20 protein-coding genes and 1 riboswitch are annotated in these 21,968 nt (G+C 39.7%); of the genes, 12 read left to right on the top strand and 8 right to left on the bottom strand.

The window, feature by feature from the left end; translation table 11 throughout:
• The first annotated feature begins 7 nt into the window (after positions 1-7).
• The gene (locus RI196_RS17945) at positions 8-781 is read left to right on the top strand and encodes an ABC transporter ATP-binding protein (protein WP_311066677.1); all 774 of its coding nucleotides are present in this window, start codon (positions 8-10) and stop codon (positions 779-781) included.
• On the top strand, positions 774-1,466 hold the full coding sequence (locus RI196_RS17940) for an ABC transporter ATP-binding protein (protein ID WP_063389093.1): 693 nt from the start codon (positions 774-776) through the stop codon (positions 1,464-1,466). Before RI196_RS17945 ends, RI196_RS17940 begins: the two co-directional genes overlap by 8 nt.
• Positions 1,467-2,066: 600 nt before the next feature.
• Here RI196_RS17940 and RI196_RS17935 read toward each other — a convergent pair.
• Together RI196_RS17935 and RI196_RS17930 are read right to left on the bottom strand one after the other, a co-directional pair.
• Positions 2,067-3,179, bottom strand: coding sequence for a cobalamin-independent methionine synthase II family protein (locus tag RI196_RS17935; RefSeq protein ID WP_063389091.1), 1,113 nt, complete (start codon positions 3,177-3,179; stop codon positions 2,067-2,069).
• Between the two features lie 188 nt (positions 3,180-3,367).
• Complete coding sequence (locus tag RI196_RS17930; RefSeq protein WP_311066676.1) at positions 3,368-3,895, bottom strand: YceI family protein; 528 nt, start codon at positions 3,893-3,895, stop codon at positions 3,368-3,370.
• 559 nt (positions 3,896-4,454) lie between these two features.
• Between RI196_RS17930 and RI196_RS17925 the strand changes: the two genes are divergently transcribed.
• Positions 4,455-4,901, top strand: a complete 447-nt coding sequence (locus tag RI196_RS17925) for an alpha/beta fold hydrolase (RefSeq protein WP_311066675.1) — start codon at positions 4,455-4,457, stop codon at positions 4,899-4,901.
• A gap of 455 nt (positions 4,902-5,356) precedes the next feature.
• On the opposite strand, the gene RI196_RS17920 is transcribed toward RI196_RS17925, so the two are convergent.
• Together RI196_RS17920 and RI196_RS17915 are read right to left on the bottom strand one after the other, a co-directional pair.
• A complete protein-coding gene (locus RI196_RS17920) occupies positions 5,357-6,010 on the bottom strand; it encodes an HAD family hydrolase (protein ID WP_311066674.1) in 654 nt (217 codons plus the stop codon).
• Between the two features lie 590 nt (positions 6,011-6,600).
• Positions 6,601-7,386, bottom strand: a complete 786-nt coding sequence (locus RI196_RS17915) for an HAD family hydrolase (protein ID WP_066251396.1) — start codon at positions 7,384-7,386, stop codon at positions 6,601-6,603.
• Positions 7,387-7,568: 182 nt separating this feature from the next.
• Between RI196_RS17915 and RI196_RS17910 the strand changes: the two genes are divergently transcribed.
• Positions 7,569-7,868, top strand: a complete 300-nt coding sequence (locus RI196_RS17910) for a hypothetical protein (RefSeq protein WP_063389087.1) — start codon at positions 7,569-7,571, stop codon at positions 7,866-7,868.
• Positions 7,869-8,282: 414 nt separating this feature from the next.
• Here RI196_RS17910 and RI196_RS17905 read toward each other — a convergent pair whose 3' ends face one another.
• From RI196_RS17905 to RI196_RS17895, 3 genes are read right to left on the bottom strand one after another with little or no spacing between them, the layout of a single operon-like run.
• Positions 8,283-9,005, bottom strand: coding sequence for an amino acid ABC transporter ATP-binding protein (locus tag RI196_RS17905; RefSeq protein WP_311066673.1), 723 nt, complete (start codon positions 9,003-9,005; stop codon positions 8,283-8,285).
• A complete protein-coding gene (locus RI196_RS17900; protein ID WP_063389085.1) occupies positions 9,002-9,658 on the bottom strand; it encodes an amino acid ABC transporter permease in 657 nt (218 codons plus the stop codon). The genes RI196_RS17905 and RI196_RS17900 overlap by 4 nt, the downstream gene beginning before the upstream one ends.
• 57 nt (positions 9,659-9,715) lie before the next feature.
• Positions 9,716-10,537, bottom strand: a complete 822-nt coding sequence (locus RI196_RS17895; protein WP_311066672.1) for a basic amino acid ABC transporter substrate-binding protein — start codon at positions 10,535-10,537, stop codon at positions 9,716-9,718.
• A gap of 421 nt (positions 10,538-10,958) precedes the next feature.
• On the opposite strand from RI196_RS17895, the gene thiM reads away from it, so the two are divergent.
• Together thiM and thiE are read left to right on the top strand one after the other, a co-directional pair.
• On the top strand, positions 10,959-11,765 hold the full coding sequence (thiM, locus tag RI196_RS17890) for a hydroxyethylthiazole kinase (RefSeq protein WP_130156408.1): 807 nt from the start codon (positions 10,959-10,961) through the stop codon (positions 11,763-11,765).
• A 16-nt stretch (positions 11,766-11,781) separates the two neighbouring features.
• The gene (gene thiE / locus RI196_RS17885) at positions 11,782-12,432 is read left to right on the top strand and encodes a thiamine phosphate synthase (RefSeq protein ID WP_130156409.1); all 651 of its coding nucleotides are present in this window, start codon (positions 11,782-11,784) and stop codon (positions 12,430-12,432) included.
• A 200-nt stretch (positions 12,433-12,632) separates the two neighbouring features.
• Here thiE and metE read toward each other — a convergent pair whose 3' ends face one another.
• Entirely contained in the window at positions 12,633-14,930 is a 2,298-nt protein-coding gene (gene metE / locus RI196_RS17880) for a 5-methyltetrahydropteroyltriglutamate--homocysteine S-methyltransferase (RefSeq protein WP_277986806.1), read from the bottom strand.
• 138 nt (positions 14,931-15,068) lie between these two features.
• A riboswitch (cobalamin riboswitch) is annotated at positions 15,069-15,268 on the bottom strand.
• Between the two features lie 398 nt (positions 15,269-15,666).
• On the opposite strand from metE, the gene nfsA reads away from it, so the two are divergent.
• The 6 genes from nfsA (at position 15,667) to RI196_RS17850 (ending at position 21,951) form a co-directional block, all read left to right on the top strand.
• Positions 15,667-16,416: an oxygen-insensitive NADPH nitroreductase gene (gene nfsA, locus RI196_RS17875; protein WP_094246395.1), complete on the top strand. Its 750-nt coding sequence runs from the start codon at positions 15,667-15,669 to the stop codon at positions 16,414-16,416.
• A gap of 487 nt (positions 16,417-16,903) precedes the next feature.
• On the top strand, positions 16,904-17,869 hold the full coding sequence (gene qoxA / locus RI196_RS17870) for a cytochrome aa3 quinol oxidase subunit II (protein WP_277986807.1): 966 nt from the start codon (positions 16,904-16,906) through the stop codon (positions 17,867-17,869).
• Between the two features lie 68 nt (positions 17,870-17,937).
• Positions 17,938-19,833, top strand: coding sequence for a cytochrome aa3 quinol oxidase subunit I (gene qoxB, locus RI196_RS17865; protein ID WP_232515722.1), 1,896 nt, complete (start codon positions 17,938-17,940; stop codon positions 19,831-19,833).
• A gap of 1 nt (position 19,834) precedes the next feature.
• Positions 19,835-20,449: a cytochrome aa3 quinol oxidase subunit III gene (gene qoxC / locus RI196_RS17860; protein ID WP_063389078.1), complete on the top strand. Its 615-nt coding sequence runs from the start codon at positions 19,835-19,837 to the stop codon at positions 20,447-20,449.
• Between the two features lies 1 nt (position 20,450).
• A complete protein-coding gene (gene qoxD / locus RI196_RS17855; protein WP_130156413.1) occupies positions 20,451-20,756 on the top strand; it encodes a cytochrome aa3 quinol oxidase subunit IV in 306 nt (101 codons plus the stop codon).
• A 493-nt stretch (positions 20,757-21,249) separates the two neighbouring features.
• Positions 21,250-21,951, top strand: a complete 702-nt coding sequence (locus RI196_RS17850) for a TrmH family RNA methyltransferase (protein WP_063389076.1) — start codon at positions 21,250-21,252, stop codon at positions 21,949-21,951.
• Positions 21,952-21,968 lie beyond the last annotated feature (17 nt).

Below are 21,968 nucleotides of genomic sequence, written 5' to 3'. Positions count from 1 at the left end.
ATGGGGCATGGAGAATCCTGTAATCTTGAAGATTGATCGCGTCGGCATGCATTTTGGCGGTCTTGAAATTCTTAAGAATGTTTCATTGGAAGTGAAAAAAGGTGAGCGGATAGGCATTATCGGTCCGAATGGAGCCGGGAAAACGACCTTTTTCAACATTTTAACCGGCGACCTGAAGCCGAGCAGCGGGTCTATTTATTATAAAGGAGAAAATATAACGAATGTTGCCAACTTTAAACGTACAAACGCCGGAATCGTCCGCACATTTCAACGAAACAATTTGTTGAACGAACTGACGGTGCTTGACAATTTATTATTAGTTTTACAGCGGAAACATCATTTGCAAAACGTGTGGTTTAAAAAGAGAAACGAAAAAAAATACCCGAAGCTTTTCGAGGAAGCAAACCAATTGATCAAAACTTGGGGATTGGAAAAGCGTGCAAATGAAATAGTGAAAAAGCTGTCATACGGCGAACAACGGCAAATCGAAATTTTGCTTGGCATTGCGATCAATCCGCAAGTTTTATTATTAGATGAGCCGACTGCCGGCATGTCGCAGGCGGAAACGGATTATATTGTCGATTTGCTGCACAATTTGCCGAAGGACTTGACCGTTCTAATTATTGAGCATGATTTGGAGGTCGTATTTGGACTGGCGGATAGAATGGTCGTTTTATATGACGGAGGAATTCTCATTGACGGCGATCCAAATGAAGTGAGAAACGACAGGAGGGTGAACGAAATATATATTGGAAAGGAGGAAGCGGCAGCACATGCTTAAAATTTCAGATTTAAATACATTTTACGGCGACAGCCACGTCCTCCATAATGTTTCGTTAACGGTTGAACAAGGCAAGGTAACCGTCCTGCTGGGAAGAAACGGAATGGGGAAAACAACAACGATTCATTCTATCATGGGAATCATTCAATCAAAAAAAGGAAAAATTGTGCTTGAAGAACAGGAAATTCAATCAAAGACGAGCTTCCAGGTTTCGAAATTAGGCGTTGCTCTTGTTCCGCAAGGGAGAAGAATATTTCCGAATTTGACTGTAAAGGAGAATTTAATGACCACTTATAGGCCTGCCGAAAATGGCTGGACATTAGAACAAATTTATGACACGTTTCCAAGGCTGAAAGAAAGAGAAGCATCGATGGGAGGGGCTTTGAGCGGAGGAGAGCAGCAAATGCTCTCAATTGGACGCGCTTTGCTAACGAATCCTAAATTACTGCTGCTTGACGAGCCGTCAGAAGGATTGTCCCCATTGATGGTTCAGGAAGTGAAACGGATTATTCGTGAATTAAAGAAGCAAGGTCTTACAATGCTTTTAGTTGAACAAAATTTATCGATGGCGCTTGAGCTTGCAGACCGCATATATATTTTAAACAAAGGCTCGATCGTGTTTGAAGGCTCTCCCGACGAATTAAGCTCTGCTGTAAAGCATAAATATTTGCTGTTAAGTTCGTAAATTGCTCAGAAACATCTGATGGTGATGCTGTCAAAAAGAAAAAGGGGCTCTTAGAAAGTAAAATCGCCATTGAAAACAAAAAATCATAAACACCGATATATCAACGTTTCTAAAACATTAATGGGGGCTAATAAGCCGTAAAATCGACTTATTAGCCCCCCCTTTTTTACATATTTTCCAGAATAATAGAACGGAAGAAACAGGTCATTACGGTGATTTTCCTAAATAAACTGATGAGCGGGCAGCACCTTATTTTGCAAAAATAAATTGTCGGCGATTTGCAATCAAATTTTCCAAAAGAAAAACAGAGCTGCTGCAATTTACGGGTATCATTTCTAGAAATATTGATTCTTGATGCATAACCCGAATAGAGCTTTCGCAAAGCAGAAAAAGGTTCAATTTGGAACTCTTACATGCTGCAATTGCTTCGGAATGAACGATGAAACCAATCAATATAGGTAAAGCAAGCTGCTGCCCTTTATCGAAATTCCGCCACATTCTGTCCGCAAGCCTCGCTTAATCGATAGTTCATTGCACGAAATTCACATTCGACAGGCTCTTAACATTACACACTTATGTAAGTATTTCTTTAGTAAACGATTATTTCCAAACCTCTTCGGCAATTTCTACGACATGGCGAAGTTTTGCCCATTGCTCGTCCTCTGTGAGCAGGTTTCCTTCCTCAGTTGATGCAAAACCGCACTGAGGGCTTAAGCAAAGCTGATTGAGATCAACAAATCGGGATGCTTCATCAATGCGCCGTTTAATTTCATCCTTATTTTCTAATTCTCCAAATTTTGACGTGATCAAGCCGAGAACGATGGATAAATTTGACCGGTTTACGAAGCGAAGGGGTTCAAAGCCGCCGGCTCTTTCGCTGTCGTATTCCAAAAAGAAGCCGTCCACATTTACGCCTTCAAACAATATTTCCGCCACTGGCTCATAGCCGCCGGATGAAATCCAAGTGGAACGGAAATTGCCTCGGCATATGTGCATCGTAATTCTCATATCATCAGGACGATTGGCAACAGCTTCATTAATTGTTTTCGCATACAATTGTCCTAACGTATCCGGATTTAAGCCGCGGGCCCGCATTTGCTCCTTTTGCTCTTCTGAACAAAGATATGCCCATGATGTATCATCCAGCTGCAAATAACGGCATCCAGCATCGTAAAATGCTTGAATTGCTTTTTTATACGTTTGGGCTAAATCGTGGAAAAACTCGTCTTGATCTTCATAAGCGCTTTTTTCAATCGTCCCTCTGAAATGAAGCATGCTCGGGCTCGGGATAGTCATTTTGGCTGTATGGCCGGAAGCGATGCTGTTTAGAAACTTGAAATCTTCAAGCATCGGATGGCCGTTGAAATCTAGTTTGTCAACAACTTTAATAGAATGAGATTTTGTTTGTTTTTGATGGAATTGGATTCCGGTCTCTGTGTCGTATCCTTCAACACCTACTAAATTTTCAAGGAAGTCAAAGTGCCACCAAGCTCTTCGGAATTCGCCGTCTGTCACCGCTTTGAGGCCAATTTCCTTTTGTTTTTCGACGATGCGTGTGATTTCTTCGTTTTCCACCTCTCTTAATTGCTCAGCTGTTATTTCCCCATTTGCTTTTTTCAATCGGGCTTGTTTAATTCGGTCTGTTCTTAACAGACTGCCTACATGATCTGCTCGGTAAGGCGGCAAGTGGCGTTGCAATGATTGATGGGACATATGCTGTTTTCCTCCTTCTCCGGTTGAAATATTATGAATAATAACAAAAAATAAAAGAAAAGTAAACTTTATAAGCAAGGGGATTTTTCATTAGAGAGGTATGAATGCCATTTTTTGATATATTTTCATAAAATAAAAGCCCTCAGCCGCCATGTGCGGCCAAGGGCAAATCACTTGCCTGAGAAAGATTAGCTAATGACAAATTCGAAGCTGCCGAATAATTTTACATCTTTGCCGATGAGGAATCCTCCTGTTTCAAGAGCAGCGTTCCATGTTAAACCATAGTCTTCGCGATTGATTTTTCCTTCTACATCAAATCCTGCGACAAAGCTTCCGTCCAACGGGTTTTTCGATTGACCGTTGAATTCTACTTTGAACGTTTCGGTTCTAGTAACATTTCTAATTGTCAATTTTCCTGTTACTTCATAGTCATCGTCGGAAACCTTTTTAATAGATTCGCTGACAAACGTGATGACCGGATAGTTTTCGACATCAAAAAAATCCCCGGAACGAAGATGGTTGTCTCTGTCTTCATTTTTTGTGTCAATAGAAGAAGCTTGAACTGTTACTTTTACTTTTGCAGATTCGAGCTGATCGACATCACCGTCAACTTCTACATCAAATTGTGTGAATTCTCCCTTTGCTTTGGAAACCATTAAGTGTTTTACTTGGAAAGAAATAGAGCTGTGCACCTTATCTAATTGAAAATTTGCCATTTTTTATTTTCCTCCTTTTGTTTTGATATTATCATAACCGAAAAATATCTCGAATTCAAATATTTTTATATAAATATTTTTTGACAAGGTAAAAGAAAAAAGAACCAATTTTGATAAGATATTCTTTAAGTAGACAGTGGACAAGGCCCATATACTTAGAGGGGATTTTTTTGAAACGAAAAGAGCAAACATTTCGTCATTATTAAGAAAAAGGCTCTGCTTCCTTATTGACGAAAAGCACCCTTTAGAAAATTCGCGTTTTTTATTTTTGTTTAACCTCTGCAAGCAATTGGCCTATTGCAAAGGAATCAGGGCGGGAGAGATGGTTCGAATGGCGTTGGCATAGCCGATCAATAGAATGTTTTATAGAGAGAAGTGAAAGAATGAACAGTAAAAAGAAATCTTGATTTTGGATAATTCCAAAAAATATTTTTTTGTTTATGATTACAGCGGCTCTGATTTGAGGCGTTTTCCATCACATCATGACAGTGTATAAGCAAAATATCCATAAGCAAAATATCCACCATTAGGACAATTAGTTGAAGTAGATGGAAAGAATATGCACGTTTATACAAAAGGTGATGGAGAAAACACGATTGTGTTATTAAGCGGTTTAGGCACAGCAGCTCCCGTGTTAGATTTCGAACCCTTAGTAAATGAATTGGCAAAGAATCATAAAGTGGTCGTAGTAGAGAGCTTTCGATATGGTTGGAGCAACGTAACGAATAAGGAACGAACAGTGGAAAATATAGTGGAGGAAATTAGAACCGCTTTAAAATCAAATATAGAAGGTCCTTACATATTGATGCCGCCCTCTATTTCTGGCATATACAGCATGTATTATGCTAATGCATACCCAGATGAAGTGAAAGCAGTTATAGGGATTGATTTCACCTTGCCGCAGGTTTTAGAGTATTTCGACGAGTCAGCTCCAACAATGTCCGAATATATGAAGTATGTTTTCACCAACTGGAATTGCACGATTGGCATTATATATCATTCCTGATGATTTCCTTCCTGGTAGCTGAAAAAGGTACTTATTCCGAAGAGAATTGAACAATGACCAAAGCCATTTCTAGGCATATCAGGCGGGAAAGTTAAATTGACTGTTTGCTCAATATATTTTTTATTTCATTTGCTTCTTGTTGTATCCTTTGTCTTGATTTTTACTTCGAAAGAAGATCGAGTGAACGAAGATGGGAAATCCAATGTAACTTTTTATCAAACGTAATTAAGCCGCAGTTTTTCAAGTAAAATAGTTACTTTAGAAGGAAATCATTATCTTCATTGGACTCGTTATAAAGAAATGGGTGCCACACGTTAATGATTTCACGAAAACATTTGCAGGTGGTGTTCATTGAGGAAGCAGCTAGATAAAGGACCTCCTTGGGGGGTTCTTTATCTAGCGAATTATCAAATATTATTTGATAGAGCTTAGCATTAATACGAGATTTTAATTCTTTATTGTTCAATAAATTTTATGACATCGCTCAAACTTTTTTCTGCCATGGAATGAAGTCGCAAATCATAATTTTCGAAAGGTAAAGACTCCGTTACTGGATTTGGCACAATTACGCATTTCAGTCCAGCAGCTAGAGCTGCTTGGAGCCCATTTAAAGAATCTTCAAATGCTAATGCTTCATTTGAGCTGATGTTTAAGGCATCAACTGCTTTTAAATACAAATCAGGTGCCGGTTTTACCTTCTCAACATCATCCTGTGTGATAATAGTATTAAAATAGTTTAACACCCCAAGTTCATCTAAATAATGAGTTACCCACTCCCTTGTGGAGCTTGAAGCAATAGCAATTTTATATCCTAAATTGTTTGCTTCTTGCAAATAATCCTTTACACCTTCACGTGCCTGAGGTGTTTTCATCTTTTCTTTATAAATGCTTTCTGCTTTGGCATCAATTTCCTCAATATTACAGCTTTCTCCCAATTGTTGTTTGAAAAACTCGTAAAGTACTGTATTATCTGACCCAACGCTTTTTACATATTGTTCAAGGGGCAAATCAACATTATAATAACCTAAAGTTTCTTTATAAGCCTCAAACCAGGGAGTCTCTGTGTCTATAATTAAACCGTCGAAATCAAAAATAATTGCTTTTATCAAAGCTTTTTCTCCTTTCCACTCATGAGGATAAAATAAATACACCTTCATAAACTATATGCAATAAAGTTAACTCAGTATGTTCCAGTAATTCTGAACACCAATCGATTGCTCATGATTTCAATAATAGTCTAATCGTTTCTTTTTATGCGGATAAAGGAATATATATTGTATCGGTTCACGCTCATAATTAGGAGCACATTTCCTGACCTTTCAGTTTATTTCGTCAAATAAATTAATTCGGTCCTCTCCCTGCCGCAAAACCTTCATCGCCCGTTTTTTCTTTCCAATGTGAACAAAGATGACTCACTTCGTTTTGAAGATGAGGGAAGACCAGTTTTCTATTTTCTGGTATTCGTCTAAGCAGAATAGAAGGACTCGGTCACATGGCAGCCGTTCTGGCAAAGACATCTGCCTGGATCACGCTGCATCGAGTCCTTTTTTTCCTTAAAGTAGAAATGTTGTATTTTTCTCACTGTAAAACAACAATTTTTGCATTGTGCTCCAGCTGAATACCGAAACACAGTTTTGCATAATCTTTTTTTACAACTGTCTATTTGGCAGGGAAAAGACTATTTACACAGTCTTCTTACTTATTCAACGAGACCAAGCTTTTTCAAACCGTGATAGACACCGGAATTTGTTACGTCTGTTGTTTGGTGCTTCGCATATGGCAAAAGGTTTGGATCTGCGTTCCCCATTGCAAAACCTTCGCCGACTATTGAGAGCATCTCTTTATCATTCATGGCATCGCCAAAGGCAATGGCGCTTTCTTTTGGCACGCCAAGATAATTTAATATTGCTTTGACAGCTTTGCCCTTATTGACCTTTTCCCTAATGACATCGTAGCATTGGGCCAGGCCTTCGATATTCACTTGGGATAAGTATATAAGATCGTCTTTTTCATAAAGAGAAACATCGCGATCAGCTAAATTTAATATCGTCATTCCTAAAACTTGATCGATGATATCATATGAAAACAACTCATTTTTTTGTAAATGAAATTTTTGAATGAAATTTTTCATAGCAGGGGAATCAAACGAGCTAAGGACATTTTTTTCTCTTGTATACATGACGAGCTCATGTCCATGGTGTTTGGCGGTATGCACAAAGTTTTGAACAATATCTGGATTCATCGGCTCTTTTAAAATCTCGCGGCCCCTATAAACCGTAAATGCGCCGTTATAGCCAATAAACGATTGAACGTTCAGCTCTTTGCCGATATGCGAAATTTCATGCAAAGGTCTCCCTGTTGCCAGAAAGACCTCTACACCTTGTTTCTGAACTGCAGCTACAGCTCTTTTCGTAGATTCTTGAATTTGATCATCCGGTGTCAAAATTGTTCCGTCTATGTCCAAAAATAAAAGTTTATATGTCATCTCCATAAACTCCCGTTAAAATTTATTTTGTTGTAAGATTTTATCATAAAATAAAAATTGTGAAAACTCTAACAAGATGAATTGTCTTGCAAAAATAGTTTTTGTGCCGGGCTGAAGAATATTTGAAACATTTCAATTCGCAAATTCGTATATTGAAAAAACGGATACAGAGGTGGATTTATATGTCAGTAGTCAACATTTTAAAATGGGTAAGCGGGGGTCTTGAAGCATTTTTCGGAATTCCAGTTATAGGTGGAACGATTATATTATCTTTCCTATGGACGCCTTTGGCGTTTATGTTTGTACTGCACCTTGTGACGTTGATTTTTGCCATTATAACAAATAAAAACAAGCATGGCAGCATTTTAGGAATTATTACTTCCTGCATTGCATGGATTCCGATTGTTGGAATGGTGATGCATATCATAACGGCAATTTTCCTCTTGATCGATGCATACCGTGAGTTTAAATATGAAATTTAATGTTTTTTTGCTTACAGGGTCTTAGACCCTGTTTTTTTTAGAAAAAAAGTTACTGACCTAAAAAATTGGATGTGTTATCGGCATCTGTGCCTTCTGCTTTCTAATCCAAGATGAGAAATGTCAGTCTTCAAAAGCTGAACAACTTTGGTACAAGCCGCGATGCTACGACAATTCAAATAGTACTTCCAAGCAGGAACTTCAGGCTGGGAAATATACGAAAGGCTTACCGTCCAAACACTTTTGGATGCTGATGGCAAATAATATATGAAGAACGAGTGTGTAGTGCGTAAGAGGGGAGAAGCTCCATTGAGAAAAAGATAAAGGACAAGCTTTTCGGCTTGTCCGAAATGAATTCGTATGAGATTTGATTGAAAAGGAGTTTAAGTCAACCCGCATGCCGGATACTTGCCTTGTTCACAGCACTTTGCTTAAAAAAGCTTTTGTTCGTTCGTGTTTAGGATTGTTAAAAAGCTCGCTAGGTATGTTTTCCTCTACAATATATCCGCCGTCCATGAAAATCACTCGATCGCTCACTTCTTTGGCAAATCCGATTTCATGCGTCACGACGACCATCGTCATTCCTTCCGCCGCTAATTCTTTCATAACTGTTAACACTTCACCGACCATTTCTGGATCGAGGGCGGATGTAGGTTCATCGAAAAGCATGATTTTAGGATTCATTGCAAGAGCGCGGGCAATGGCAACGCGCTGTTTTTGGCCCCCTGATAATTCGCTTGGATAGCTTGAAGCTTTTTCGCTTAATCCCACTTTTTTCAGCAGCTGCAAAGCTTTTTCGTTTGCTTCCTGTTCCGAGACTCCTTTTACTTTTATCGGAGCAAGTGTAATATTTTCCAACACTGTTTTATGCGGAAATAGGTTAAACTGCTGAAACACCATTCCAACCTCTTGGCGAACTTTATTAATGTCCAAGTTTGGATTTGTAATATCTTGACCGTTCACGATAACCTGTCCTGCCGTAATGTCCTCAAGCTTGTTTAAACAGCGAAGAAACGTGCTTTTGCCTGAACCGGATGGACCAATGACGCATACAACTTCTTTTTCTTTAATGTCTACACTGATGTCTTTTAACACTTCAAGATTCCCAAAGCTTTTCTTTAAATGTTTTACTTGAATCATCCGGTTGTTGTTCTCCTTTCAACAAAGCTTAATAATTTGCTTAAGGACAATGTCAGAACAAGATAGATGAGCGCAACGGTGAGGTATGGCTCCCAAACGATATAATATTGCCCCTGCATAGCCCGTCCCCAATACATCAGCTCAGGGGTGGCAATGATGGCGGCGATTGACGACTCTTTTATTAAAATGACGAATTCATTGCCAAGAGGCGGAATCATCCGTTTCGTCGCCTGCGGCAAAATGACATAGCGCATCGCCTGTTTATGGCTCATACCGAGAGATCTTGCAGCTTCCATCTGTCCTTTATCAATCGATTGAATACCTGCACGGAATATCTCTGCAATGTAGGCGGCAGAGTTTAAAGAAAGTGCAACAATTGCCGCTATAATTCCATTCGTATCACCGATTAGCAGCGGTACGAGCCCGAAATGAACGAGCAGCATCTGGACAAAAAGAGGCGTGCCTCTGAAAAATGTAACGTACCATGAAAAGGGCAGGCGAATAAATTTATTTTGAGCAATTTTCCCGATGCCGATAAAAAGACCCAAAATGGTGCCGATGGCGATTGCACCAAGAGAGAGTCCAATTGTTACAAGCGTTCCTTGGAAGAAAAAGGGTGCATATTCAGCTATGAGATCAAAACGAAAATTCATACATATATCTCCCCGCGTGCATTCCGGACAAGCAAAATACCTGTGGAATGCTTAAAATTATTGCTGATTTTTTAATATATCGATATCTGGTTCGACACCAAACCATTTTTTATAAATCTCACTGTACGTTCCGTTTTCAAACAGTGTATTGATCGCTTTGTCAAGTTCTGGTTTTAATTTGCTTCCTTTCGCGAACATTAGACCGTAAAACTCCGAATCGAAATTTTCCGGATCTTTAATTGCTTTCAATTTTTTGTCCGGATTATTTTTAATATATTCATTGACAACCGCGTTATCGGCCACAACTGCGTCTGCGCCTCCGTTCAGAAGTTCCATGATCGCGAGGACGTTGTCTTCAAATTTTTTAACCGTTCCATCGCCGGCAAGTATTTTTTCAGCTGCTGTCTGACCGGTTGTTCCGTTTTGGACAGCAACTTTTTTGCCTTTCAGATCAAGCGCATTTTGAATATCGCTGTCTTCAGGAACTAAAATCATAAGAGTTGATTCAAAATACGGAACAGAAAAATCGTATGTTTGCTTTCTGTCTTCAGTAATGGACACAGAGGAAGCTGCCAAGTCAGCTTGTTTTCTTTGAACTTCAGCAAACATTGGATCCCATCCGGTATGTTTAATGTCTACTTTATAACCGGCCTCTTTAGCCACAGCGTTTATGAAATCAATATCAAAGCCGACAACTTTACCTTTGTCGATATATTCAAACGGAGCGTATGCTGCGTTTGTAACAACCTTTAACGTTTCTTTCTTCTCACTGCTTGCTCCTTTATCGCCTTCAGAACCTCCTGCACCGCATGCTGAAAGTATAAGCATTAGGCTTGTGAAAACAGCAAGTGCAATTATTTTGCTAAAATATTTTTTCATAAGTACCTCCTTATAAATGAATCAAAGAATGAAATTCGTTTCGACATTCACTGGTCTATTATAAATGAAAGATGTATATTCTTTCAATAACATGCATATTGATTCGAAATGATTGTTTTATTTGAAATTATATCATAAAAAGTGTCATGTTAAAATGAACAATTGCAGGCGTATAAAGAGCAAATTTTTCATGAAGAAGACGAAAATTTGGATTGTAAATAAAAAGAGAGTATAATGATTGGCAGAAATTATCATAAAAAAGCAGGTTCAGAACTTTTGGCATCAACCTGAAAATACAAATTCTTCTGTCTTATCGTTCGAATTTGTTGGGGAATTACGGAAGTTATTGGAATAATTTCCAATACATGATGCACTTTGCAGCTTGGACAAGGTGCTTTAGCTTTCTAGAAGGAGTGAGAAAATGAATAAAGAACAATTGATTTTGGCGCTAGAAAAGGTTCGCGCCCAAAATCCTCTCGTCCACAACATTACGAATGTCGTCGTCACCAACTTTACAGCAAACGGTTTGCTGGCGATCGGCGCTTCTCCGGTTATGGCGTATGCAAAGGAAGAGGTTGCGGATATGGCGAAAATATCCGGCGCGCTCGTTTTAAATATTGGCACATTATCCCCTGAAGTAATCGAAGCAATGATCATTGCAGGAAAATCAGCGAATGAACACGGGGTTCCAGTCATTTTAGATCCTGTCGGTGCGGGAGCCACCCCTTACCGGACGGAAGCTGTTTGGAAAATATTAAAGGAGGTCCGCATCTCAGTTATTCGCGGGAATGCACCTGAGATTGCCAATGTGATAGGTGAAAAGCTTGCAATGAAAGGGGTGGATGCGGCGGATTCAGCTGCTGATCCTGTTTCGCTGGCCAAAAAAGCGGCCGAAGAGCTGAATACAGTTGCAGTCATTACCGGAAAAGAAGACGTGGCAACGGATGGGAAGACAACGTATTTGATTCAAAACGGCCATCCAATTTTAACAAAAGTTACCGGAACAGGATGTTTATTGACTTCCATTATCGGTGCTTTTTCAGCCGTTGAAAAGGACTTTCTTGCTGCTTCAGTAGCCGGCCTCGTCACTTATGGGGTCGCTGCAGAAATCGCATTTGATTTAACGGAAGAAAAAGGTCCTGGAAGCTTTCAAATTGAATTATTGAACCAGCTGGCAAAGGTGACGGGAGACGAGTTGCTGAAAAAAGGGTCTTTTGTAAAAAAATAAAGCAAAGGTGATAAACATGGCGCGAGTGTCGGCAAATAAAATGCGGGAGCTGCTAAAGGTGTATTTTATTATGGGCAGTGTAAACTGCAAAAGGAAGCCTGCTGATGTGCTTGAAGAGGCGATTGCAGGCGGAATTACGCTTTTTCAATACCGTGAAAAAGGTGCGTGGGCTTTAACAGGCGAAGAAAAATGGCGGCTTGGAAAAGAGCTGCAGGCTATTTGCCAAAAACATCACATTCCGTTTATTGTCAACGATGACGTTGATCTGGCTATTGAACTAGATGCAGACGGCGTTCATATCGGGCAAGAGGATGAACCGGCTGATCTTGTCCGGAAAAAAATCGGTGACAAAATTTTAGGCGTTTCTGCACATACAATTGAAGAGGCGCAAAAGGCGGTTGTCCAAGGCGCTGATTATATCGGTGTGGGGCCAATCTTTTCTACAAACACGAAAGAGGATGCAAAAAAGCCACAAGGTCCAAAATTGATTGAAAGCATGCGCAAACAAGGGATCGACATCCCTATTGTCGGAATTGGCGGGATCAACATCGCCAACGCCGGTCAGGTGATCGCTAGCGGAGCAGACGGCATCTCCGTCATTTCTGCCATTTGTCTAGCGGATGATGTTAAGGAAAGTGCAGCTCAACTGAAGAAAGAAACGATGTGAAACATTTTTTTTCAATAAGATTTTGTGGATATAAAATATTTACATGTAGGTTCGGCTTTTGAAAGTCGGCGAAAGGGGAGTTCTTTTATAAACGTAAAAAAGGAGCGGCAAGGCTCCTTTTTTAAATGAAAGTATAGAAACTGACATTTCTGCCGGTTTTATCGGGATTTGACTGCTGAGAGAATCGGCCTACACTTTTCTTAAATTTGTGCAGCAGTTATTTTTTCTCGATAGGTTTTCGCAGCTTCGACCATGACTTTTAAAGCACTAATCGTTTCATCCACTGATCTTGTTTTTAGGCCGCAGTCAGGGTTAACCCAAAACTGGCGCACGTCAAGCACTGCTAAGGCGCGGTCGATATTTTTTGCCATTTCTTCAACGGATGGAATTCGCGGGCTGTGAATGTCATATACGCCTAAGCCAATCTCTCTTTTATATTGATACGTTTCAAAAGCATGAACAAGCTCTCCATGGCTTCGGGAAGATTCAATAGAAATGACATCCGCATCAAGGTCATCAATTGCCTCCATGATATCCTCAAATTGCGAATAGCACATATGAGTATGGATTTGTGTTTCCGGGCGAACAGAGCTGGTGGCGAGCTTGAAGGCTTCAGCAGCTCCTTCGATATATTCTTTTTGTTTTGATTGTTTCAGAGGCAATCCTTCACGTAATGCAGGCTCATCAACTTGAATCATGCCTATTCCATTTTTCTCTAAAGCTAGCACTTCTTCGCGAATGGCAAGGGCGAGCTGGCGAAGAACGCTTATACGGTCGATGTCATTGCGCACAAATGACCAGTTTAGGATCGTGACAGGTCCTGTCAGCATCCCTTTAACAGGCTTGCTTGTCAGTGATTGTGCATATACGCTTTCTTTTACGGTCATCGGCTGATCAAATGCTACATCTCCGTAAATAATCGGCGGTCTCACGCATCGTGACCCGTATGATTGCACCCAGCCGTTATTCGTAACAGCAATTCCATTTAATTTTTCCCCGAAAAATTCGACCATATCGGTCCGTTCAAATTCCCCATGGACGAATACGTCTAAACCGAGCTGTTCTTGAATGTCAATCCATTTTTTTATTTCATTATTGATGACCGATTCATACTGCTCGTTTGTATATTCGCCTTTCCGCCATTTTAAGCGGATTTGCCGGATTTCTTTCGTCTGCGGAAAGCTTCCGATCGTAGTAGTTGGTAAAATCGGCAGATTCCATCTTTTTTTATGCAGTTTTTGCCGTTCGGTATAATCCACACGTTTCGTTGGATATGCTCCGATATTTTTGGTGGCCTCTTGAACCTTCTCATTTGTCCGAAAGGAAGAATGGATAAAATCCGTATAAGAGCGGTCATATTGTTTTAAATCATCGATCGTTCTTTTTCCTTTTGCATATTGAGCAAGTTCATTTACTTCATCCAATTTTTCATCAGCAAAGGAAAGAGCATTTTTCAATATGGACGGCAAGCTCTGTTCGTTTTGAACTGTGACAGGTACATGAAGCAAGCTGCATGAAGGCTGAATGATCAATCTATTAATATCTACATATTGCGCAAGATCATCGATTTCCTTAGCTTTTGATACTAAGGATGCTTTCCAAATGTTGCGTCCGTCGATCAAACCAGCTGCGAGAATTTTGTCTTTCGGAAAGCCGAGCGTTTTGATGTTCGACAGATTGACGCCATGATCATGTACAAAGTCCAGGCCAATTGCAGCGACAGGAAGAGACACGATTTCTTGATAATGGGTTATACTTTCAAAGTATGTTTGCAAAATGATATTTAACGAAGGAAGCGCTTTGTGGAAAGCATCGTATACCTCTTTAAACAAAGGAATCGATGAATCATCCAGCTCCTGTACAAGAATCGGCTCATCAATTTGCACCCATTTCGCACCGGCCTGAGCAAGTTCCGTCAACAATTGGACGTAAACAGGAATTAAAGCAGACAAATGTTTATGAAAATCGTGTTGATCGTATTGTTTTGCCAGCTTTAAAAAAGTAATTGGACCTAGCAAAACCGGTTTTGCTTCAATATTCAGCTCGTTTTTCGCTTCCTGAAAAAGTTCAAGCAGACGGTTCTTTACTAACGCCGGCGTTTTATTTTCAAGCTCCGGAACAATATAATGGTAGTTTGTGTTGAACCATTTGGTCATTTCCATTGCTTCTGCTTCATCAGAGCCTCTAGCCATTGCAAAATATGTTTTTAATGAAGTCGGCTCCATATGCTGGAATCTAGAAGGAATATACCCAAACATAAAAGCAGTATCGAGGACATGGTCATATAATGAAAAATCTCCGACAGGAATCAGGTCTATTCCTTTTTCCTTCTGTTTTTTCAGATTGAGAAGACGTATATCTTTTAATGTTTCCTCCAAGCTGCTTTCTGAAATGTTTCCGTTCCAAAATGATTCCAGCGCTCTTTTCCATTCTCTTCTTTCACCAATTCTTGGATAGCCAAGATTTGAACTAATTAATGTCAATAATGACACCCCCATTTGATTTGTATCTCAACACATAATAAAAACCCTCTTTTTACGCGTGAAAGAGGGAATTGTGGACTCTAACTCGTGTTGAGATACATGAAGGGCTTAAATCTCAACATGGCTTCATCACTCCTCCCTATGACGCGTAGGTGGCAGTGCATACAACAGGCAGGTCTCCTGACTTAGGATCATCGCTTTCGATCCTCCTTCCCATTTCAAAAATTGAAACAGTGGATGATGGCCAAAAGCTCCCCATCACAGTGGCGCGACCGTGTTGGAATTTCACCAATCTTCCCTTTTAAGCGCATATTGCCGACGCAATATGACGCACCTGCTGCTTGGAACACTATATGAAACTATAATTATCAGAATAGATGATTTTTTTTGTTTTTTCAATCCCTATTTTTTAGGTTCAGAAAAGTGCTGCCCTATTTTGGGAAATCAATGGACAGAAGCAGAAATTCGCATACAAATTGCGAAATGTTTATAGGGTCGTTTTTAAAATTTAATTTTTCTAATAACGTAAATTTGAAAAATTTTGTTGTTTACAATACAGGATCGTTGCAGTGAATAGTTTGAGATACGATGGTAAAATTAGATGCTTGGAGCCTTCACTGAAAAAGGAGCTGTAAAAAACGTATTTTTCAATACGAATCATTTGAAAGAGCAGCATTTTCATGTTAATACTTGGATTGGAAGAAGTGTGATTTTTCAAAAAATAAGTGAGATCATAGAAAGGATGATTATGTTGAACGATATTATCAAAACCATTTTAAATCACCGTTCCGTTCGTCATTTTGAGGATCGGCCTTTGACAGATGAGCAAATCCGATTAATTGTCGAATGCGCCCAAGCCGCTTCAACTTCAAGTTACATGCAAGCCTATTCCATTATCGGGGTGAAAAATATACAAACGAAAAAAAAGCTCGCTGAACTGGCAGGAAACCAAGCTTACGTAGAGAAGAGCGGACATTTATTTATTTTTTGCGCTGATTTGCACCGTCATGAAGTCATTGGTGAAATGGAAGGCAAAAATGTAGAAGATTCATTGAGGAGCACTGAAAAATTTATGGTAGCTCTCATTGATGCTGCACTGGCCGCTCAAAATGCTGCGTTGGCGGCTGAGTCAATGGGACTCGGCATTTGCTACATCGGAGGCATCCGCAATAATTTAGAAGAAGTATCGAGGCTGTTGAAAATTCCAAACAAGGTCATCCCTCTTTTTGCATTAACTGTCGGCTACCCTGCAAAAGAAACGGCGAAAAAACCAAGAATACCTTTTGAGCATATTTATCATGAGGAAGAATATAAGCAAGATCAAGAAGCATATGTGCGCGAGCTTGAACAATATAATGAAATAGTATCCAATTATTATGATCAGCGAACAAACGGGATTCGCAAAGATACTTGGACTGGTCAAATGGCTCGCATGCTTTCGAATCCGACAAGAATGTACATGAAGCAATTTGTTCAGAAAAAAGGATTGAATTTAAACTAAAGCTTCAGCTCCTATCTCGATTTTATGAAGATAGGAGCTTTATTTTTGAACAGAAAATTGTATGTAAGTCATTTATCCGAACTCTTCCTTTCAGCATGAATTTGTTTATTTTTCCCCTGACTCGGCTGCTAACTCATTTTGCTTATTTCCTCACTTGGCAAATTTAGAATGATACATCGGTTCAAGAAAACAGATGAAAACGTCATTTTTCAGCTTCTTCATGTACATCCCTCGAAAATACATTCCCATCAGCTTTTATTTGGAAAATATAGAGAAGATTCCCTGAAAAAACGGAATTTCTCTATATTGTGTCAGATTCGTGGCAAAAATTTTACAAAAAATTTATCGTTTCTTGACTGTTTTTTGAATTAAAGTTTATTTCGATAAAAATGTGATAAAGTTCATTTACAACTCAATTATTTTTTGAATCGATTAAGTCGGTTTTTTATGAAAATTTAAAACATTTCTGATTTGAGAGGGATCGAAAATGCCGGCACAACAACAAAAATGGTTGAACTTGTTTATGAAGGTTTTACCACTGTCATTACTTTTTTTGTTGACAGGTTGCAGTGAACGCTTTGTTTTATTAAATCCGAAAGGACCTGTTGCAGAGGTTCAAAAGGATTTAATCCTTTGGTCAATTTGGTTTATGCTGTTTATTATTGTTGTCATCTTTGTGCTGTTTGCCATTATTTTATGGAAATACAGGGAGAGACCAGAAAATCTTGATTATGAGCCTCCTGACCAGCACGGAAATACACTTCTGGAAATCATTTGGACAGCTATTCCTGTGTTGATTGTCATTGCATTGGCGATACCAACGATTAAGGCGACTTTTGAGCTTGAAAAACCGCCGAAGGAATCTAGAGGGGTTGAACCAATTGTAATTCATGCGACAGCAGCCGATTGGAAATGGATTTTCAGCTATCCGGAGGAAAATATTGAAACAGTCAATTATGTCAACATTCCAAAAGATGTTCCAGTTGAATTTAAATTGACAGCTGTCGGCGGGATGAGCGCTTTATGGATTCCAGAGCTGGGCGGACAAAAATATAATATGGCTGGAATGGGAATGACTCTTTATTTGCAGGCTGATCATGTCGGTACGTTTAAAGGGCGGAATTCAAATTTTACAGGAGAAGGATTTGCCCATCAAACATTTGATGTGAACGCAATGGAAAAAGAAGATTTTTATAAATGGGTGAAAGAAACACAAGCATCAGCTCCATTGCTGACGAAAAAACAATTTAACGAAATCATCCAAGTCGGAGTTTTAAAAGATAAATTGACTTTTTCTGGAACACATTTGGCGTGGGTTGATTTTGCGAAACCAGGTGAGCATTTAGACAATATCCCTGCAAAAGAAAAGCACGGTACCATAAAATTGGAGGAAGTTGAATCTGATCATCATGATAATCGTGAACATGAAAGCCATCAGCACGAAGGACATTAATCGGAAGGAAGGAGGAACGTGCTGTGAAATGGGATGAATTTTTCGTTACCGGCGAACCCCTTATATATATGGCGGATGCAGCCATTGTATTAACAATTATTGGTATCGTTTTTGTATTAACCTATTTTAAAAAATGGAAATGGCTGTGGAAAGAGTGGCTAACGACTGTTGACCATAAAAAAATAGGGATTATGTATATTATTTCCGCCGTATTAATGCTATTCCGAGGGGGCGTAGACGCACTTTTAATGCGCGCCCAATTGACAGTGCCAAATAATACGTTTTTAGATTCACAGCATTATAATGAAATTTTCACTACACATGGAACCATTATGATTTTATTTATGGCAATGCCGTTCATATTCGGGATCATGAACATTGCAGTTCCTCTCCAAATTGGAGCTAGAGATGTGGCGTTCCCGTATTTGAATGCACTCAGCTTCTGGACGTTTTTCTTTGGCGCCTTGCTGTTCAACATTTCATTTGTGATCGGCGGCTCACCGGATGCAGGGTGGACGGCATACATGCCTCTTGCTGGAAATGAACTCAGCCCGGGGCCGGGCCAAAATTATTATTTATTAGGATTGCAAATTTCAGGGATCGGTTCATTAATCTCCGGTATTAATTTCATTGTAACGATTCTAAAAATGAGAGCTCCTGGAATGACTTTAATGCGCATGCCGATGTTTACATGGGCAACGCTTATTACGTCTATATTGGTTGTTTTCGCTTTTCCGGTATTGACGGTTGCTTTAGCATTAATGACATTGGACAGAATATTTGGCACTCACTTTTTTACGCTTTCAGGCGATGGAGTGCCAATGCATTGGGCGAACCTGTTCTGGATTTGGGGGCACCCGGAAGTGTATATTGCCATTTTGCCAGCGTTTGGGGTTTTTTCAGAAGTTGTCTCAACGTTTGCAAGAAAACGTCTTTTCGGTTATACAGCCATGGTTTGGTCCATGGTGGCGATTTCTGTATTAAGTATGCTCGTTTGGGTGCACCACTTTTTCACAATGGGTTCAGGAGCCCCGGTTAATGCATTTTTCTCTGTATCGACGATGGCGATAGCCATACCGACAGGGGTAAAAATCTTTAACTGGCTCTTCACTTTATATAAAGGTCGAATCAAATTCACATCTGCGATGCTATGGTCTTTGGCGTTTATTCCAACTTTCGTCATCGGCGGGGTTACAGGTGTGATGCTTTCGATGGCTGCGGCCGATTACCAATATCATAATACGTATTTCCTTGTAGCCCATTTTCATAATACGTTAATTTGCGGTACGGTCTTTGCTGTCTTTGCAGCGCTTCATTATTGGTATCCGAAAATGTTTGGCGTCATTTTAAATGAAAAGCTCGGCAAAATTACGTTCTGGTTTTTCGTCCTTGGCTTTAATGTATGTTTCTTGCCGCAATATGTTTTAGGATTTATGGGCATGCCAAGAAGAATTTACACATATCCGGCAGATGCCGGCTGGACGGAATTAAACGTCATTTCGACTATTGGCGCAGTTATGATGGGAATCGGCTTTATCTTCCTGTGTATTAATGTTGTGTACACGTACTTTAAAGGCGAGCGTGACCTCACGGGAGATCCTTGGGATGGCCGGACGCTGGAATGGTCTATTCCGTCGCCTGCACCGCATTACAACTTTGCCGTAACACCGCAGGTAAAAGGTCTTGACGCTTGGTGGATGATGAAGAAGGAACGGAAAGAAGGAAAAGAAGAAGAGGAGCCGGAATATAAACCAATCCATATGCCATCAAATTCGGGGCGGCCTTTCATCATGTCGATCTTCTTCTTTATAGCCGGCTTCGGTTTAGTTTTCGAATGGATGCCGGTTGCGATCATCGGATTGATCGGCGTTATCATTTGCATGATTTTGCGCTCTTTTGAATATGATGATGGATACTATGTGCCGGTCGAAGAAATTAAACAGACGGAAGCAGGGAGGGAGTAACATGTCGGAAATTGCTCCAAAACAATCGAATCTTCCACTTGAGTATTCAACGAAACAAAATCAATTAAATATTTTAGGTTTTTGGATTTTTCTCGGGGCAGAGCTTGCCCTGTTTGCCACCCTCTTTGCTACGTATCTTGTGCTCGTCTCCAGAACAGCGGGCGGACCAGGTCCCGAGGAATTGTATGAATTGAAAACAGTTTTGATTGAAACTTTTCTTCTGCTTACAAGCAGCTTCACTTGCGGTCTTGCCGTTTATGAAATGCGAAGAGGCAAGCAAGCCGGTATGATCGGCTGGCTGATTGTTACGATATTGTTGGGAATCGGTTTTTTGTACTTTGAAATAGAAGAGTTCATTTTGTATGCTGTTCATGAAGGTGCAACAATGCAAACAAGCGCGTTCCTTTCATCCTTCTTCGCTCTTGTTGGAACGCACGGGCTTCATGTTACGATCGGGATATTTTGGATTTTGATTATCATTTTGCAGGTGCTGAAAAGAGGTCTTAACGCGGATACGGCAAGAAAAGTGTTTATTTCAAGTCTATATTGGCATTTCCTTGATGTCGTTTGGATTTTCCTCTTCACACTCGTCTATTTGACAGGGATGGTGAGTTAACTTGGCACAAAACGAAAAAGGATTTCCTTGGAAGCATGTCTTCGGGTTTTTGTTGTCTATAATATTGACGTTATTGGCGGTGTGGATTGCATTTTCAACCGATCTGCCGACAAATACGATTATTACATTAATTGTCGTTTTAGCATTTTGCCAAGCGTTTATTCAGCTTTTGCTGTTCATGCATATGAAAGAAGGAGAAAGCGGTTCTTGGCAGGCAACAATGATTTATTACGGGATCTATATCGCAATTGTCATTGTTGCAGGGTCTATATGGGTTATGTCCTTAGGCCATCAACATCACTATTAACATAAGCGTCCCGAAAAAAGGTTACGAAACCTCTTTTCGGGATTTTTTTGTTCAAAACAAGCAATTGAGTGTTTTCCGTTTGTAAGCTGTGCATAAGTGGATAAGTTTATCAACAAATGTGAATTATTTAATCATATATGTAGTAGGGAACAAATGTGCCAATACGAAATGTGGATAGCTAATGTGGATATGTGGATAAAATATGTGTAAAAGCTGTTTATATTAGGGGGATTTCCTGTGAATATCCGTTGATATATACAAAGAAGCTTTGCGGAAATTCTCTTCTTTGCAAAAACAAATGTTTATACTTTGTTGTTTTTGCCCAATGAGTACGAACGAAACAGTACAAAGATAATGTGGATAAACTGTTTATATTTAATCTGATCTATAACGTGTCCAGCTATAGGAGGTAGATTTTTTTTGGAGAAGACGTATAATAAATGAGAACGTTCGATCTTCTTGCCCGCACGTGCTTTCAAGGAGGTAAAGGGATGTGAATGTTAATAAAGAAAATAATATTGTGGAATTATTGCTGAAAGAGAAGATTGTAAATGATGAGGATCGCCAAATTCTTGATATGATTGTGCCGGAAAGGCTGAATCGTTTATATGAGGTATTGAAGGAACGGACTCGTTACGTATCCATATTGTTGGAAGCGGTGGATGACGGCCATAATCAAGCGGCTGTTCTTCGTTCTGCTGAAGCTTTTGGCGTGCAGAATGTAACGGTTGTAACCGGAAGAGCGCCTTTTGCCCCTAATGAATTGGTGACGAAAAGTGCAGACAAATGGCTGACAATTGATTATCAATCAGATATTTGTGCAGCCATCAGTCAATTAAAAAAGAAAGGATATCAAATATATGTTAGCCATTTGAGTGAACAGGCTGTTCCTCTTGAAAAGCTTGATGTAAGCAGACCGACTGTCCTTGTTTTTGGAAATGAACATAGCGGTGTTTCAAAAGAGGCGGTTGACATGGCTGACAGAACGTTTGTAATTCCTATGAAAGGATTTGTGCAAAGCTTAAACATTTCCGTTGCTGCTGCCTTGTCAATTAAACATATAACGGATCTTGCAAAGGGGAGAGCTGGCGCCGAGTATTATTTAACATTGGAAGAAAAACAGGAGATCTTTCGGGATTGGATGCTTAAATCGTTAAATAACCGGTTGAGAAAAATTGTTGCTCAATACAAGTAGCTATTACTGGACCCCTT

Origin of the sequence: Aeribacillus composti (assembly GCF_031760945.1) — a bacterium.
GTDB lineage: Bacteria > Bacillota > Bacilli > Bacillales > Aeribacillaceae > Aeribacillus > Aeribacillus composti.
Note: the sequence above shows the minus strand (reverse complement) of the source record. Positions and strands in the feature narration are given on the sequence as shown.